General features: G+C 38.4%; 19 protein-coding genes. 3 read left to right on the top strand and 16 right to left on the bottom strand.

The window, feature by feature from the left end:
• Window positions 1-158 precede the first annotated feature (158 nt).
• Window positions 159-632, top strand: coding sequence for a DUF5788 family protein (locus BP549_RS11095; RefSeq protein WP_292380589.1), 474 nt, complete (start codon window positions 159-161; stop codon window positions 630-632).
• Between the two features lie 69 nt (window positions 633-701).
• Here BP549_RS11095 and BP549_RS11090 read toward each other — a convergent pair whose 3' ends face one another.
• The 8 genes from BP549_RS11090 to BP549_RS11055 form a co-directional block, all read right to left on the bottom strand.
• The gene (locus BP549_RS11090; protein WP_292380586.1) at window positions 702-1,259 is read right to left on the bottom strand and encodes a hypothetical protein; all 558 of its coding nucleotides are present in this window, start codon (window positions 1,257-1,259) and stop codon (window positions 702-704) included.
• A gap of 161 nt (window positions 1,260-1,420) precedes the next feature.
• Window positions 1,421-2,137, bottom strand: a complete 717-nt coding sequence (locus tag BP549_RS11085; RefSeq protein WP_349682377.1) for a DUF1673 domain-containing protein — start codon at window positions 2,135-2,137, stop codon at window positions 1,421-1,423.
• Window positions 2,035-2,646: a DUF1673 domain-containing protein gene (locus BP549_RS11080; RefSeq protein ID WP_292380584.1), complete on the bottom strand. Its 612-nt coding sequence runs from the start codon at window positions 2,644-2,646 to the stop codon at window positions 2,035-2,037. The genes BP549_RS11085 and BP549_RS11080 overlap by 103 nt, the downstream gene beginning before the upstream one ends.
• A complete protein-coding gene (locus BP549_RS11075; protein ID WP_292376699.1) occupies window positions 2,647-3,255 on the bottom strand; it encodes a DUF1673 domain-containing protein in 609 nt (202 codons plus the stop codon).
• Window positions 3,252-3,869, bottom strand: coding sequence for a DUF1673 domain-containing protein (locus BP549_RS11070; RefSeq protein WP_292376698.1), 618 nt, complete (start codon window positions 3,867-3,869; stop codon window positions 3,252-3,254). Before BP549_RS11070 ends, BP549_RS11075 begins: the two co-directional genes overlap by 4 nt.
• 13 nt (window positions 3,870-3,882) lie before the next feature.
• Window positions 3,883-4,590 (bottom strand): DUF1673 domain-containing protein, encoded by a 708-nt coding sequence (locus tag BP549_RS11065; protein ID WP_292380582.1) that lies wholly within the window; start codon window positions 4,588-4,590, stop codon window positions 3,883-3,885.
• Between the two features lie 107 nt (window positions 4,591-4,697).
• Window positions 4,698-5,003 carry a DUF1673 family protein gene (locus BP549_RS11060; RefSeq protein WP_292376696.1) on the bottom strand — a complete coding sequence of 102 codons (306 nt, stop codon included), beginning with the start codon at window positions 5,001-5,003 and terminating at the stop codon, window positions 4,698-4,700.
• Window positions 5,004-5,026: 23 nt separating this feature from the next.
• Window positions 5,027-5,485, bottom strand: a complete 459-nt coding sequence (locus tag BP549_RS11055; RefSeq protein WP_292380581.1) for a hypothetical protein — start codon at window positions 5,483-5,485, stop codon at window positions 5,027-5,029.
• Between the two features lie 251 nt (window positions 5,486-5,736).
• On the opposite strand from BP549_RS11055, the gene BP549_RS11050 reads away from it, so the two are divergent.
• Window positions 5,737-6,147 (top strand): hypothetical protein, encoded by a 411-nt coding sequence (locus BP549_RS11050; protein WP_292380579.1) that lies wholly within the window; start codon window positions 5,737-5,739, stop codon window positions 6,145-6,147.
• A 268-nt stretch (window positions 6,148-6,415) separates the two neighbouring features.
• Here the strand turns inward: BP549_RS11050 and dapB are convergent, their stop codons facing one another.
• From dapB to BP549_RS11015, 7 genes are all read right to left on the bottom strand, one after another.
• Window positions 6,416-7,207 carry a 4-hydroxy-tetrahydrodipicolinate reductase gene (dapB, locus tag BP549_RS11045; RefSeq protein WP_292380576.1) on the bottom strand — a complete coding sequence of 264 codons (792 nt, stop codon included), beginning with the start codon at window positions 7,205-7,207 and terminating at the stop codon, window positions 6,416-6,418.
• On the bottom strand, window positions 7,204-8,079 hold the full coding sequence (dapA, locus tag BP549_RS11040; RefSeq protein ID WP_292380573.1) for a 4-hydroxy-tetrahydrodipicolinate synthase: 876 nt from the start codon (window positions 8,077-8,079) through the stop codon (window positions 7,204-7,206). Before dapA ends, dapB begins: the two co-directional genes overlap by 4 nt.
• A gap of 40 nt (window positions 8,080-8,119) precedes the next feature.
• On the bottom strand, window positions 8,120-8,314 hold the full coding sequence (locus BP549_RS11035; RefSeq protein ID WP_292376691.1) for a 30S ribosomal protein S17e: 195 nt from the start codon (window positions 8,312-8,314) through the stop codon (window positions 8,120-8,122).
• A 457-nt stretch (window positions 8,315-8,771) separates the two neighbouring features.
• Window positions 8,772-9,071: a hypothetical protein gene (locus BP549_RS11030; RefSeq protein WP_292376690.1), complete on the bottom strand. Its 300-nt coding sequence runs from the start codon at window positions 9,069-9,071 to the stop codon at window positions 8,772-8,774.
• A 293-nt stretch (window positions 9,072-9,364) separates the two neighbouring features.
• A complete protein-coding gene (locus BP549_RS11025; RefSeq protein ID WP_292380571.1) occupies window positions 9,365-10,132 on the bottom strand; it encodes a heparan-alpha-glucosaminide N-acetyltransferase in 768 nt (255 codons plus the stop codon).
• Window positions 10,133-10,471: 339 nt separating this feature from the next.
• Window positions 10,472-11,347, bottom strand: a complete 876-nt coding sequence (locus BP549_RS11020) for a CPBP family intramembrane glutamic endopeptidase (protein ID WP_292380568.1) — start codon at window positions 11,345-11,347, stop codon at window positions 10,472-10,474.
• A gap of 2 nt (window positions 11,348-11,349) precedes the next feature.
• A complete protein-coding gene (locus tag BP549_RS11015) occupies window positions 11,350-12,231 on the bottom strand; it encodes a DUF1616 domain-containing protein (RefSeq protein ID WP_292380566.1) in 882 nt (293 codons plus the stop codon).
• Between the two features lie 465 nt (window positions 12,232-12,696).
• On the opposite strand from BP549_RS11015, the gene BP549_RS11010 reads away from it, so the two are divergent.
• Window positions 12,697-13,593 (top strand): SDR family NAD(P)-dependent oxidoreductase, encoded by an 897-nt coding sequence (locus BP549_RS11010; protein WP_292380563.1) that lies wholly within the window; start codon window positions 12,697-12,699, stop codon window positions 13,591-13,593.
• Window positions 13,594-13,771: 178 nt separating this feature from the next.
• On the opposite strand, the gene BP549_RS11005 is transcribed toward BP549_RS11010, so the two are convergent.
• A partial coding sequence (locus BP549_RS11005; RefSeq protein ID WP_292380561.1) for a PGF-pre-PGF domain-containing protein occupies window positions 13,772-14,556 on the bottom strand: 785 nt, incomplete at its 5' end.

Here is a 14,556-nt window from a genome sequence, read left to right as displayed (position 1 = left end):
TCAATTTTTTTCTTTTATCTTGGAGTTCTCTCAGAACTTAAGCTCTCAGAACTTAAGTGTTCAGAGAAATATTGTTTCAGTATAACAGTGAATCTGATCTTAATAGTGAGTCTGATCTTGCAGTTTTAATTGCTACTTATTTTCAGGGGAAGTTGTTCATGGTAAAAAGCGATAATGACACGGAAGAAGCAGACGAAGAATATCTGGGTTACGAAGAGCGCAATAAGCTCCTCTGGAGCCTAAGGAGTGATTTTGCCTGGGCAGGAAAGAAAATCCCTGAAAGCGTAGAGATCGATGGGTGCGAGTACAAACTCAGGGACATGGTTATAGGGCTGAGCGAGAAAGAATCACTGGATACGGATAAAGCTGCCGAAATAAAGGCTTTAATTCCAAAATTGGAAGAAAAGTCAAAAGCAGACGAAGAACTACTGGAGACTGAAGAACTTACAAAAACAGAGGCTAAAGCCCTCTATGAGGAGGCAACTGGGCTTCTGCGGGCCTCAATGGAATTAAAAGACAAACTTGAGGGGAAAGGCGGGGAAAAAAGCGTCGATGAGTTTAAGCGGATGCTCAATATCCAGAAGATAGTGGACGAAAAGCGCTTTCAGGAGCTTATTAAAAGTTTAAAGTAATGATTTTTTTCATCGGGCACCATCCCATCAATTTTCTAAAATATTTTACTAAAGTCATTTTATAAACCTTCACAAATGCCTTTCAATAGATGATTTAATCTTTGCAGCCGAGACTTCGTCCGTGATTAGGGAATGATAAGAATTCAGTTCGTACCATTTTTTGTGTTTAGTCTTGATATACAGTTGCGTGTTCAGGTTCCGTAAGTGGGTTTTTTGCTTTCTCGTAGCAAACAGAATAAGGGGAAGCAGTGAGACCAATAGCAGAGGTATTTTCCATTCCCCTTTTATTACAGTCATGTAGACCACGAATCCACAGAAAGCAATTTCTCCAATTACAAGGAGAAGGGACATTTCCTTTGAACGCTTTTCAAGCCTGTGTGACGTTATGTTTTCGATCTCTTCATAAGGGATGTCAAATTTCTTCAATCTGAATGCCTGAAGGTGTACTCCTGATTTATCTATCAGAACTGCTGCCTCGAAGGTTTTGAGAATTAGCAAGTAACAAGGAATGTTCAGCAGGAAGAGACCGACTAAGAAGAGAGAAATATTTTCTGTATGCGTCATGAGCAGGTTGAAAGATATTACAAAAAGAAAAGTAAACAGAGCTGTATTTGCAGGGAAGATCACATTTGCTGTTCGGAATTCAGTAGTGTTTTCTGTTTTTCCGGAAATTATGGCTGTGTTTATAAAGTAACAGGACTGTTTTGTTTAGTGAGCCGTTTTCTTGCAGGCTGGGCACCATCCCATTAATTTTTGATCTGCTCAAAAGCAATAGCTTTAGCAGACATTTATTTTTTCTCCCTGATAATATACGAAGTTTTCCAGGTCCCGTGCTTTTTGCCGAAATAAATAGTTTTGTGGTTCTTTTTCTCCCAATATTTTAGCTGGAAATAACTAAGCCACATCCCAACTAGGAGACCTCCCAATAATGAAAATATTGCTTGCATAGCAAGTTCTTGGCCTTTAATATATAGGTAGAAAATCACAATTATAAGCGCATATGCGAGTATAAAATAGAGTTTTTTCTTATCTGAATAGTCGATTACCGGATGTTTTACTAGAGCATCATATCTTTGCATTTGAGCTTTCCAGTCAAATATAACGAAAAATAAAGGAACTAAAAATCCGGCAAGTAGAAAGATCAGGTTTACACCTAACTGCTTAATTATTAGGAGATATGCGAGTGTAAATAAAGTGTTAATTAAGAGAGTATAATTACTCAGTTTTCGGAGCCATCCGGGATTTTTTTGATCCTCGTTATCTCCACTTATTCTACTCGAAATACCAGATTCAAAACTTTCAAAGTTAATGGGTTGTCTTGCCTCATGTGCTTTTGCATTTGGGCACCATCCCATCAACTTTTTTATGCATCTGGACTCCCAGTTAATAGTTCTTTCCCTTTTTATCCAAGGACATACAGCTTTTGCTGTCCCTTTTCTCTTTCCGTATACATTTTCATATGGTTTTTCCTTTCCCAGTAAATTAGCTGGAAATAGAAGCCCCACATCAATATCAGAGTTCCTGAAGTGAAAGAATACAATGCCTGATCGTTAAAAATATAAGCTGCATGAGATAAGATATAGGGCAAGAAAGCCATGAGCAAAGTGAAACCCAAAAATAGGAATAATATTACACAGGCAAGTGTTTTTCTAAAGGAAGGAGAAACGACAGGATTTTTTTTCACGGCATAGTATTGATGCATTTGCTTTTTCCAGCCAAGCAAATTTATTGGCAAAGAAAGTAAAATGCCTAGAAGGAAAGCCTCTGTGTTTATACCTTTTTGAAATAGTTTTATGTAAACAGGAGTAAAGAAAATTGGTAGCAGGAAGAGTTGGGTATCAAGCCTTGAATGCTGGCTAGAAACCTTCGGACTTCTTGTTTTTTCTCCTTCCGATTGATCGTTTGCTTCAAAATTAGCAGAACTAATCCTGGGTCCGGTTTCAAGTGCTTTTACATTCGGGCACCAACCCATAAACTTTTTGATCTGATCAAAACCAAAAACCTTAGCTGGCATTTATTTATTCTCCCGAATTATGTATGACTTTTTCCACTTTCCGTAACTTTTGTCTAAATAAATTATCTTGTGATTCTCTTTCTGCCAATATATTAGCTGGAAATAACTAAGCCACATTCCGACCAGGAAACCACCCATAAACGAAATGATTACTTGCATAGAATGATTCCTTGCCACATCTCCAGAAAAAATCCAATAAAAAAGAACTGTATAGAAAATTAGGTTCATTATTTGAGACACTTTTTTCATGCCGGGATTCTCGCAAATGAGTTTCTGTGCCAGGATATCGTATCTTCTCATCTGCTTCTTCCAGTCAAGGACAATAAGAGCTACAGAAATGAAAAATCCGGCGAGTAAAAAGGCTAGATTTAGGCCCAGATGATTAATCGCTAGGATGTACACGAGTGTAAACAAAGTGTTAATAAAGAGAGTATAATTACTCAGTTTTCGGAGCCATCTGGGATTTTTTTGATCCCCGTTATCTCCTTTTTCTCTATCTGGGATACCAGATTCGAAATTTTCAAAGTTAATGTGCTGCCTGGTTTCAGATGCTCTGGCATTAGGACACCATCCCATTGGTTTTCTAATGTATTTTGCTCCCCAATTCATAACTCTCCATCCTTTTTCCCAATAGCATACATTTTTTGGAACCCCTTTTCACTTTTTATATAAATTTTCATATGGTTTTTCCTCTCCCAGTAAATTAACTGAAGATAACTTCCCCACATAAGGGTCCCAGCTCCAGCAACTAAGGAATACAGTGACCGTGCGTTAAGAAAAGAAGGTATCTGAGATAAGAAAACCATAGGCAAAATTAAAAACAAAATTAGGGTTAAGAAAACCCATAAGAGTATTTTCTTTGAGGAAGAGCCAAAAATGGGGGTTTTTGCCAGGGAATCGTAATAATGCATCTGCTTTTTCCAGCCGAGCATATAAATCAGTAGAGAAAGTGAAAAGCCTAAAAAGAAGGCCTCTGCATTTATACCTCTTTGAAATAGCAAGTTTATGTAAATAGGAGTCAAGAATAGTGTTGGTAGGAGAATCCGGACATCAAATCTGGAAAAAAACCTGGAAATATGACTCGAAATCCCTGTATTCCTGGCCTTTTCTCCTCCCGATTGATTATATGCTTCAAAATTAGCAGGACTTATCTGGAATCCATTTTCAAGTGTTTTTGCATTCGGGCACCATCCCATGAGTCTCTTGATGTGTTCCAGAGTCATAATATCCCTCCATTCATGCATTTACAATGTAGATCTCTGGCATTTTGTGCCCATACACAAGCAATATTTTCCCGTTTCTCTTTTCCCAGAATATATCTGTAAGGTAATAGAGAAAAGCCGTCAAACAAAAGCCAGATATAAAGCCTATAGTGTGTCTCCAACCAAGCGATGAACCAAAGACAAGAAGCAGTACTAGGCCGGTTGAATCAAAGTTAAAATAATAAAACAAAGCTATCAAACAAAAGGCAGAAATAAAAAATAAAACGAGTCCCCAATTAGACTGTGAAAAAAAGAGATACAGTAATACCAAGGAAAGTATTATATTTATAACTCTCCATTTTGGAGATCTAATATTCTTCTTTATTTTCTTGCCTGTGTTTTTTATATTATTCAGGTAATGCCAGTTCCAGATGCAAATGTATAGATTAAAAATGGTTCCGATAATTAACCCAAATATGAAACCTTTATCCATGGGATGAACTTCCAGAAATCCAATTCCCAGTATAGAAAAAAGAGTCAACGCTGAGGATATTATTAGTGCTCTATTATGGCGTTTGTTCCACCAATCAGTGGGTAAAACCGGAGGATTTCCAGCATCTCTTCCTTTAGCCTGGTCATTCGTTTTAAAATATTCAGAATGGATAGAACGCTGAGTTTCAAGCATTTTTGCATTTGGGCACCATCCCATCAGTTTCCTTATATTCTTAATTAACACGTTCATAGTCTATGTTTCCCCCATTCTCAGCTTATTCCCACTGGAATCGTGAACAATCACCCTTTCTATCAAGAAACCTCATTCTATCATGACTTCGATGCATGGAGTCGCTATCATCCTTTAATATAGAGAGTAGCACCAATTAAAAATAAGAGAGTTCCTACTCCGACCGTAAGCGATAATAGGTTATCCTTTAAATCCAAAGTAAGTGACAACATTGAAATCAAAGCACCTACACTGGCAAGTAGCAGTCCAATTCTTTTCATACGGCTGAGATTGTTTCCGGCTTTTTCTCCTCCAGATTTATCATATATTTCAAAATTTGCAGGAGTAATTTGAGATCCGATTTCAAGTGCTTTTGCGTTCGGGCACCATCCGATTAATCTCTTTATGCTTTTTGTGAATACATTCATTGCCATCTTTTCCTCAGTTTTATCTGGCTTTAGTAGGCTTGTTCAATCGATTCTTTTAATTTCTCAAATAATTCATCAGCTATCTTTGTGGGATCTTCTGTACTCTGGAGTTTGAGCTGCATCTCTTCTGCAAAGTCCCAGAGAAGTTCAATACATTCCCTGTATCTTTCGCAAGATCCGCATTCTCCCTCGTGCTCGTACCAAACTTGCATTCCATGTTTTGCCGAGACAAAAATTATTGCGTTGGCTTTGAAAGGAACCGATCTCCCGAAGAGTATCCCTTTCTTTGAGTCCAGTTTTTGGACTTCAATCCTGTTTGCCCTGGCCATTTCAAGCAGGGTTTCTTCAATACGCTTATCCATACTAAGAAGGGCTCGCGAGACTGCCTGTCTTGAGACTCCGAAATGCTTCGCAATACTGATATTCGGAAGCCCGTTTCGGCGCAAGATCCAGAACTCAAACTGTTTTTCACCTGCCGGAAGGAACATATGTAAACATATGTATGTTGACTATTTATATCTTTCTACTCTGAAAATTTTTGAAACTTTCTAATTAAAAATTTCTTTTCTCTAGAACAAGTTTTGACGTTTTCTCAAGAACATTTTGATGATCTGGCCATAAAAAATATATGAAAGATGGTTAAAATTTATCTCATTTGTGAATTTTTTCTGTAACCTGAACATTAAATTAAATTTGATAATTATATAACGTAAAACTGTAGGTCCAACGAGGCTCTTTTATGCAAAAGAAGGACAACTTTGAGGTAGATTCAGATGTTTTATATCTTTCTGATGACTTAAAAGCCAAAAATGAAGACGAAAGAACTAAGAATGAAACTGAGGAACTTGGAGTTGAAACTAAAGCAACTGTTGATTCCAGAATCTATGAACGTCCATCTTTCTTTCTCGGTGCCCTTTTTATTATTATATTTGGAAGCATTGGAAGCAAATATGAAAGTGTATTTTCCATCGAATATGAAGGAAAAAACGTACTTGTACTCTATCATGGCTTATGCCTAGTTTCAGCGGGGGATAGACTTCTTATTCAAGGAAAATGGTATAGTGGAAAAAAGCTGGGGATACAGGGAAATATCGTTGTAGCGGATAGAGTTGAAGACTTGAGTTCCGAACTTGTCTTCAGCAAGAAATGATCTTGCTTGGGCTATATGGTTAGATATTAACTATAGCTCAAATTCAAATTACATGTTGTATATATTATTAATAATTCAAAACTAATATATTTGAAATAAGATTTTAGTCAAGTTGAGTCAGATCAAAAAAATAAGAAATCAAATGATTCTGTTTTGCGATAAAAATATGGTTGGGCCTAATAAGTAAACTCATAGACCAGACACATAATTCTAATGTTTTTATTAGCTGATGTTTAGCTGATGTAAAATTGTGATCTAATATATTGCTTTATAATCCGAGCACATCGTCCATGGAATAAATTCCAGGTTTCTGCTTGCAGATCCATTCGGCTGCACGCACTGCGCCTTTGGCAAAGATCTGGCGGGAGTGAGCCATATGCTTTATTTCGATCCTTTCAGAATTGCCTGCAAAGAGAACGGTGTGATCACCTGTGATATCTCCGGCGCGGACTCCGTGAATTCCGATTTCTTTTCCGCGTGGGGCAATACCTTCTCTGCCGTAGACATACTCCTTTCCGCCGAGAGCCTCACTGATGACGTCGGCTGCCCTAAGGGCGGTTCCGCTCGGAGCATCTTTTTTCTGGTTATGATGAGCTTCTATAATCTCTATATCATAATCTGCAAGGTATTTTGCAGCTTCCTTGATTATCTTGAAAAAGACATTAACGCCTACCGAGTAGTTAGGGGAGATTACGGCACTTACCTGACCTTCCTTGATAGCCTCGTCAATTACTGCTCGCTGCTCCGGAGTCAGACCTGTAGTTCCTATAATAAGATTTACTCCAGCTCTAGCTGCTATTGGAGCGTTAACTACAGTTGCACCAGCTGCGGTAAAGTCGATAAGGACATCAGCCTTGCTTTCTTTCAGAACAGTTTCAAGGTCTTTTACATTCGAGATCTGAACTCCCAGGTTCCCGACATGGGCAAATTCCCCTGCATCTCTTCCGAAATTATTGATGTCAAAAGCAGCAACAAGCTGCATGTCCGTAGAGCTGGTAATATTCTCCACAATTAAAGAGCCCATTCTGCCGCAGGCTCCGAGTACTGCCGTGTTAATCATTCAATAACCCCCAATTTCCTGAGTTCATCTGCAACCTTTTCAATGTTTGTATCGCTAAGGGGTGCGAGTGGAAGTCTCAGATGCCCGCTTGCTAGGCCTGCAAGCTCTGCAGCTTTCTTGACCGGGATCGGGTTTGTTTCGAGGAAGAGGGCACGAATCAGAGGGGCAATCTCAAAATGAATCTTTCTTGCGGTTTCATAGTCTCCGACAAGAGCTGCATTTACCATCTTGGACATCCTATCAGGTACTATATTTGCAGCAACAGAAATGACTCCTTTCCCTCCTACAGAAAGAATCGGAAGAGTCAAACCATCCTCACCTGAAAGAACCACGAAGTCATCATCTGCAGTATTTTCCAGGATTTGGGAAACTTTCCCGACACTTCCGCTAGCTTCCTTAATTCCCACAATATTCTCGACTTTTGCAAGCTCGGTAATAACTTCTACTGGCATGTCCTGTCCTGTGCGGGAAGGGACATTGTACAGAATCATAGGAATATCGATTGCCTCGGCAATTTTCTTGAAGTGCGCAATCAGGCCTGCAGGATTTGGCTTGTTATAATAGGGAGAAATTAGAAGAACTCCATCTACACCCGCATCTGCAGCGTGTTTTGTAAACTGGAGAGCTTCTCCTGTATTATTTGAACCTGTTCCTGCGATCACAGGAACCTTTGAACATTCTACTGCAATATCTATTACTTCTTCGTGCTCAAGTGCAGAAAGAGTCGCGGATTCTCCTGTAGTGCCACAGGGCACAATCCCTGCAACTCCTCCTTCTTCAACAAATGCAATATTCCTTTGTAGACCTTCCCTGTCAATCCTGTCGTTCTTAGTAAAAGGAGTTATCAGGGCAGGTATTGCTCCTTCAAACATTTCAGATATCCCTACCTATATTCAGAAGTAAATCTTCTGCTTAGTATACTTTCATGCGTGCAACTTTTCTTGTGACGTAACCTGCAACCCTGTTTCTTATAACTTTGCTTTCAATGGTTGTATACTTTGTCACAAGAGTCTTGTTAGTTTCAAAATCTTTTGTGAAGACATCCCCGTGGTTTTCAATCAGTCCGAATGCAATTTTTTTTATGTTTGTCTGTCTTATATTTCCCATCGTATCTCCTCTTAGATGTTTTTGCTGTTTTTTAGTCCAGTTATTCAATTCTACTTCTAGTTTATATCACATGTTTTCCTGTGAATTCTGGTTAACGTGAAGTCGAAGATAGAAAATATGGTTATTTGACGTCTATTTTCTTCTTTCGAATTGATAGGTTTAGTGAAAACTGGATTGAAAAATTTGATTGATTATGAATTCGTCGACTAATAGGTCACTTGAGATTTATAAGTTTTGGGGTCAATACTCCAGTCTAAAGCTGTGAGGCTTATCATTCTTTTTCTCAATTAGTTCTACATGTAATAGACACTGACAATTTTTCCCTAAGATAATATTAATTTTGCAAGATGAGTATAGCAACAATGGTTAGATTTTTGATCTAATCTCTTTATTCATCATACGGCATTTGGATAATCCTGTATTAAAATATATTCTGCATTCTTATGTATTATCCTTCTCATTTTCTCTTTACATAATCTGTTTTTCCGAGAAAGCGGTCAAGAGTTCCTGCACTAGTAAAAACACGCTCTCTTATTCCTTTACGATTGATAAAGAGTCCTATTAATACGAAAAGCAATCCAAGCTCCGGGTTTACCTCAACAACAACTGCTCCTATCAAAACTAGGGAAGAAGCTGCAAGTCCCTTCATGGCTCCTCTCCTGTAAGAACGATAACCGGTTCTTTTAAAAATCCGAACATCTCGAAGAGTCAAGAAGAGAACTACAAAATAGGCAAACATCGCAATTTCAAGATACATTCTTTTCTCCATCTTCTGTTTTTGATTTTGCACCTTCTGCTCCTTTATCGGACTGAAAATATGAATCTGATTTGTTTTTGACCTTATATCCTGGCTATACTTTACATCATTATATTTTTTCAGAGAGCAGGCGAAGATTGATCAGTATATGAGTGCAAGTAAACAGATATACAATTACGTCTGTTAGATAATATAAAACCATCAGGTTTAGGTCTACTGGTAATTTTGAGTCGTAAAGAAAACTAGAAAAATATACTTCTTAGGGTTTCTTTTAAATAGACTTTGTATACGTTTTATAGTAATATATTCAGATTGATTAGCCCACTCAGGAATAAGAATCCGAGAAAGACTGGCTGATGAATGAAATATATGACCAGAGAATGTTGCCCAACTCTGGAAAATAATCTGGAAAGAAGATTTTTTCCGGTATATGGAATTTCAAACTGCCTTTTCCCGCCTGCGTACAGGAAATTCCCCAGGAAAACTCCTGCAAGCAACACCCCAAACCAAGGAAAGATGGGAAAGTAGTCAAGGGTTCTGAAATTTTCGGGAGTGAAACCCAGCCAGAGAAGGCTGGAAAACCCGAAAGTTATAGTCCTAAGGTAAAGCCCTGAAAGGATGAAAAACAGGCTGAAATAGAGGTTTTCTCTCCCATATCTCAGGAAGGGATAGACAAGCACGGCCGAAACCCCAAAAAATTGCAGGATCCCAAAGACAATATACTCTTCAGGTAAAAAGATCCAGGTTATAACTGTGAGCAAAAGCCCCATTAAATATAGTTTGATTCCTCTCCTCAGGTATTTACAGAAGTTTTCGGTTCTCCTTCTACAAAACTCTTTATTAAGGGCTCTTGAATGGCTTATAGAAAGGGCGGTTCCTGAGATAAGGATAAAAAGGAAAGCTGAAAATCTGCCTGCATATAGGATAAGGCCTGATCTTAGCTGAATCTCCGCAAGTTCAAAAAAGTCCAAGTCATAAAGAAAATGGTACAGGAGCATCAAAAGGACGGCAAATCCTCGCAGACAGTCAATCTCCCAGAAACGGTCTGCATATCTGGCCATAAGTTTTTCTCCAGAGCCTATCAAGTTCTGTTCACAAAGAATGACAGTTTTCTTTTAAATATATACTTATAGTTTGTGGTTCTTCTAGCAGGAGAAAAGCAGGTTTTTTATTCTTTATATATCTTATTCTTCCTTCAAAAGTAATAATTGTAGTCCGTACTCAACCAAAATTCCAATCAGCAATCTTGATCTGCAACATGGTTTTTCTCGCAGCAGGAGTAAATAATCCCTGAAAGAAAGGAATACAGAAGTGTTCAGAAATGAGGTTTTACCTCACTTCTATTTTAAGATCAAATACCTACCTTTTACAGACTTTTTCAAATCAATTTTTACAGCGTTTTATATCAATCCGAGTAAAGGTCCTGTATGTGGAATTATCCCAAACAAGAATACATTTATTGATCCGTGAATCATTACCACAAGGGGAAGACTTCGGGTTCTATAAAATAAGTATCCTAAAAAACCTCCTACAAGGAAGGTATATGCCATTTCGTAGGGCATGCCATATGCAGAATGCATTATTCCAAAAAGGAGGCTTGAAAAGAAAATTCCCCCAGTTGGTCCCAAGAACTCTTCTAGGCTCGTCTGGAGAATTGACCTGAAGATGAGTTCTTCTATCAATCCCACAATGAAAACCATTATGATTATAAGTATCAGCAAATTTGTTGCTGAGAGATCTGGAATAAATTCTCTAGTCCCTATGAGTGTATATTCTACCTGACCGAAAGCCAGTCCTGCAAGAACAGATAGGGGGAGATAGATCCATATTCTCTTCAGAGTGTCTCTTTTTCTCTCATATCTCACTTTCTGATGAGTGGTAGCAAGAGTTATTGGAATTGCCAGAGGAGCATAAATAAATACGAAAGAATAAAGATTTTTTTCTAAGAAAACCGGCATCGAAAAATTTACCAATCTAAAAATTGTCAGAAGCAAGAAGGCTTGGTAGATTTTCCTTATCTCAGGTTTTGTAATAACTGCTATTGAATACGAAAACAACAACAAAAGCAAAGTATAAGCTATTGAGGCTTCTCTCAACCTTCCTCCAAAAATCAATAATTCGGTAAGAGTAATAGCAGTTATCGGGATTCCTACATATAATATCTTTTTCAGGAATCCGGTTTTTTCTTCAGTTTGAATTTTAAGCATTTTCCCGAGCCCCGGCAGAGATGCCTTTCCCGCTTCTAGCTCTGAAGATGTAAAGCCCAAAATTGCCATCTTCAGGCCTCCTCAGTAACATTAATCCAGAGATGCAGGTTCCTGTAAGGTATTGTTTTTTCAGTTTCATTAAAAAGTAGAAACTCTAGCTTCATGTTCTTCCCTTCAAGAGACGGCGTAAAAGTAATTGGTTCTTCCCAGGACATATTATGCCCAAGGCTTATCTTTTTCTGGCTTTCCGGTAGAGATTTGTTTTCGAGTCTTACATCTATTGTATAATCCACTGGCCTGTACTCGTGGTTCATGATCCCCACAGTGACTGTTCCTTTTTCCCCCTGTACAAACTCTGTAGGATAGTCTCCTATCGTACTGTTATTCCCAAGAATATAAAATTCAGTGAAATGTTCTCCTTCTTTAGGGTTTCCTATAATGTAAGCGAGGCTCCCCATAGAGGCTAGAATAGAAAGGACCAAGATAAACGCGATAATCTTATCAGTTTTCGACTCTGGATTTTCAAGAATTTCGGCTTTCATGCTAAGGTAACATGCTTTAAGTGAAACTCCAAAGGCTTCAGTCTCAGGCAGCAGTCTTCTTCTGTAGTATGCAATTGCGCACATCAGGAGAGTAAAAATTGAAAATTCTGTCAGTAAAGGAATTTCCCTGATTCCCCAGGTGGAATAGTTCAGTCCAAGTCCCATTATCGGGGCTATTGCAATACTCAATCCGAATGAGATTGCAGCTCTCTCAATTCCTTCAAGATCTTTTTTTGCCGGGAAGAGAGCTCCAGTGAGGGAGTAGCCTGGTAAGAAAAGCACCAGAATAATGCCCAGACAGGTGCGTAGGAAACTGTCGCTAAGTACAGGTATGAGTATGAAGATATTAGTAATGAGCACAAAACCTGCAACAAGCAGCAGGTCCACGGAAAGATGTCTATTTCTGGCCATTTTATCACTGATTAAATTATTTTATAATCTCTCCTCTTTGAATTTATATCTATGTAAGCCTTCCATCAACCTGCTCTGCGTATATTATCTTTTTAAGTCAGGCTTATCCTTTCAGGTGGTTCTTTACAGGAAAATAAGTAGAACATACCTTTATGCTTGAATCTAATTTTTGCTTGTAATATTCTCTATCTCAAAAATTTATTTTCAAAGATAATCTATTTCTTTTTCAGGCTCAATTTTTCTGAAAAATACCTTCTATCTCCAAATTTTTAGACTCCCCCTTACTGATAAGATCTCTTTGTATGAAAAATTTTCCCTCTTTTGAAGGACCTTTGTACTTTTTTAAAAGATATCTTATCCAGCCTGCGCCATATTTTGCACATATCAGGAATATTTCAATCTCATGTTATAAACTCCCAGGCGTGCATAGAAAATTTTATTTTGTACTTTTCCCTTTCTGCAGGCATGAAAGTATTGATTACTGGAGGAGCAGGTTTCATAGGCTCCCATATAGCTGAATATTTTGCAGAAGCAGGACACACTGTCAGGATTCTGGATAATCTTGCCACTGGTTTTCTCAGAAATATTCCGCAGTATAAAAACATCGAGTTCATTCAGGGAGATATCTGTGATTTTCCCTCAGTCGAAAAGGCGGTTTCTGGCATGGATTATGTCTTTAATGAAGCTGCCCTTGTATCTGTACCTTTAAGCTGCGAAAAACCTTCTGAAGCTTTCCAGATTAACACGCTTGGAACCCTTAATGTACTGCAGGCCTGCGTTAAAGCCGGGGTCGAGAAATTTGTGACAGCTTCTTCAGCTGCGATCTACGGAAATAATCCTATACTTCCAAAACGAGAGAATATGTATCCTGAACCAGCCTCTCCTTATGCTATTTCTAAACTTGATGGAGAGTACCTTGCAAGGATGTTTTATGAGAGTTATGGACTTCGTACTACTTGCCTGCGTTATTTCAATGTTTACGGGCCTCGCCAGGATCCAAAGTCCCCATATGCAGCCGTTATTCCAATTTTCCTTGAGAGGGCGAAATTGGGAAAGGATCTTGTCATTTATGGTGATGGTCTTCAGAGCCGAGATTTTGTTCATGTTAAAGATGTAGTCAGGGCAAACGTCAAGGCTCTTGAGCATGGGGATGGTCAGGTCTTTAACGTAGCTATGGGTAAAAGCGTGACAGTTCTGGGACTTGCCGAGAATATTATTAAGTCGACTGGCTCCTCTAGCAGGATTGTACATGCTGCTTCAAGGGCAGGCGATGTTCGGGACTCAAAAGCTGATGTCTCAAAAATCTCCGGCTGGTGGAAAGGAGAGATCGAGCTGCAGGAAGGGTTAAAAAGCCTGATTTAAGGCTGATTTATGCCACTTAAAGGCTTTTGTGTTGGAGTGAAGAAGGCTGCTTTTTAGCTACGGTCACTTGTTATGTAGATTTAAGAGGCAGTTTTTCATCTCATTTTTAAACAAAATGCTTTTAAAAAATAATTAAAACAGAAGATTTTCTATCTCCTGCTTTAATCTTTTAGAATGCTTATTGCTGAGGCCCTCTTTTTCGAATTACAATCATACCAATTATGAAAATTACAAGTAGCCCTAAAAATAAACTGGCAATTTTCAGAATCAGCTGGTTTTTGTTTTCCTTAGAAGTAGATATCTCAGTATTTGTCTTTTTTTCGTTTTGTGCTATCTCCCCATTAGGTAGCTGATTATCTCCTACTTTCTCCTCTAATGTCAATGATTTTTTTTGGGCTGTAATTGCAAACGGAGAAAAACTGGGACATTTAGCTTCGAAGTAAGTATATTCTTTATCTTCGTTTATTTTTGTGGTTGGAAGCGAGTTCCACTTTTTGTCGCTGAAATGTTGAAGAGTAAATGAATCTATATTAATATTATTTTTATTAATCCACTCTTTACTAACCTTAAAGCCCACAACAGCGTTATCAATATTTTTTGAATTTGCAAAGCCGCTGTTTCCGATCCAGATATTTACGTATTTGTAAATTTCTCCTTCTGGCTCATTGGGAGTCAGGCTAGACTTTCCTTTTAGTTCCTCAACGATTGCTGTTGTCTTTCCAACAGTTTTCTTGGCCATAAATTCTATATATCCGACACAGGTAGCTCTTTTTGTGAACTCAAATCTTATCCTGTTGCCGCTTGAAATAGATTTCTGGCAGAGCTCTTTTGAATCGATGTTTTTTGTAGATTCAGGAGAGATGCTGCATCCAGAGCTACCATGGCTTCCGGAACTTCCGCCACTTCCAGATCCATTGTCTTCTCCTAATCCATTATCTCCCCCAGACCCATCATCTCCTCCAG

It is taken from the genome of Methanosarcina sp. UBA289 (assembly GCA_002496565.1).
Lineage (GTDB): Archaea > Halobacteriota > Methanosarcinia > Methanosarcinales > Methanosarcinaceae > Methanosarcina.
This window is presented reverse-complemented; position numbering and strand designations above follow the sequence as displayed.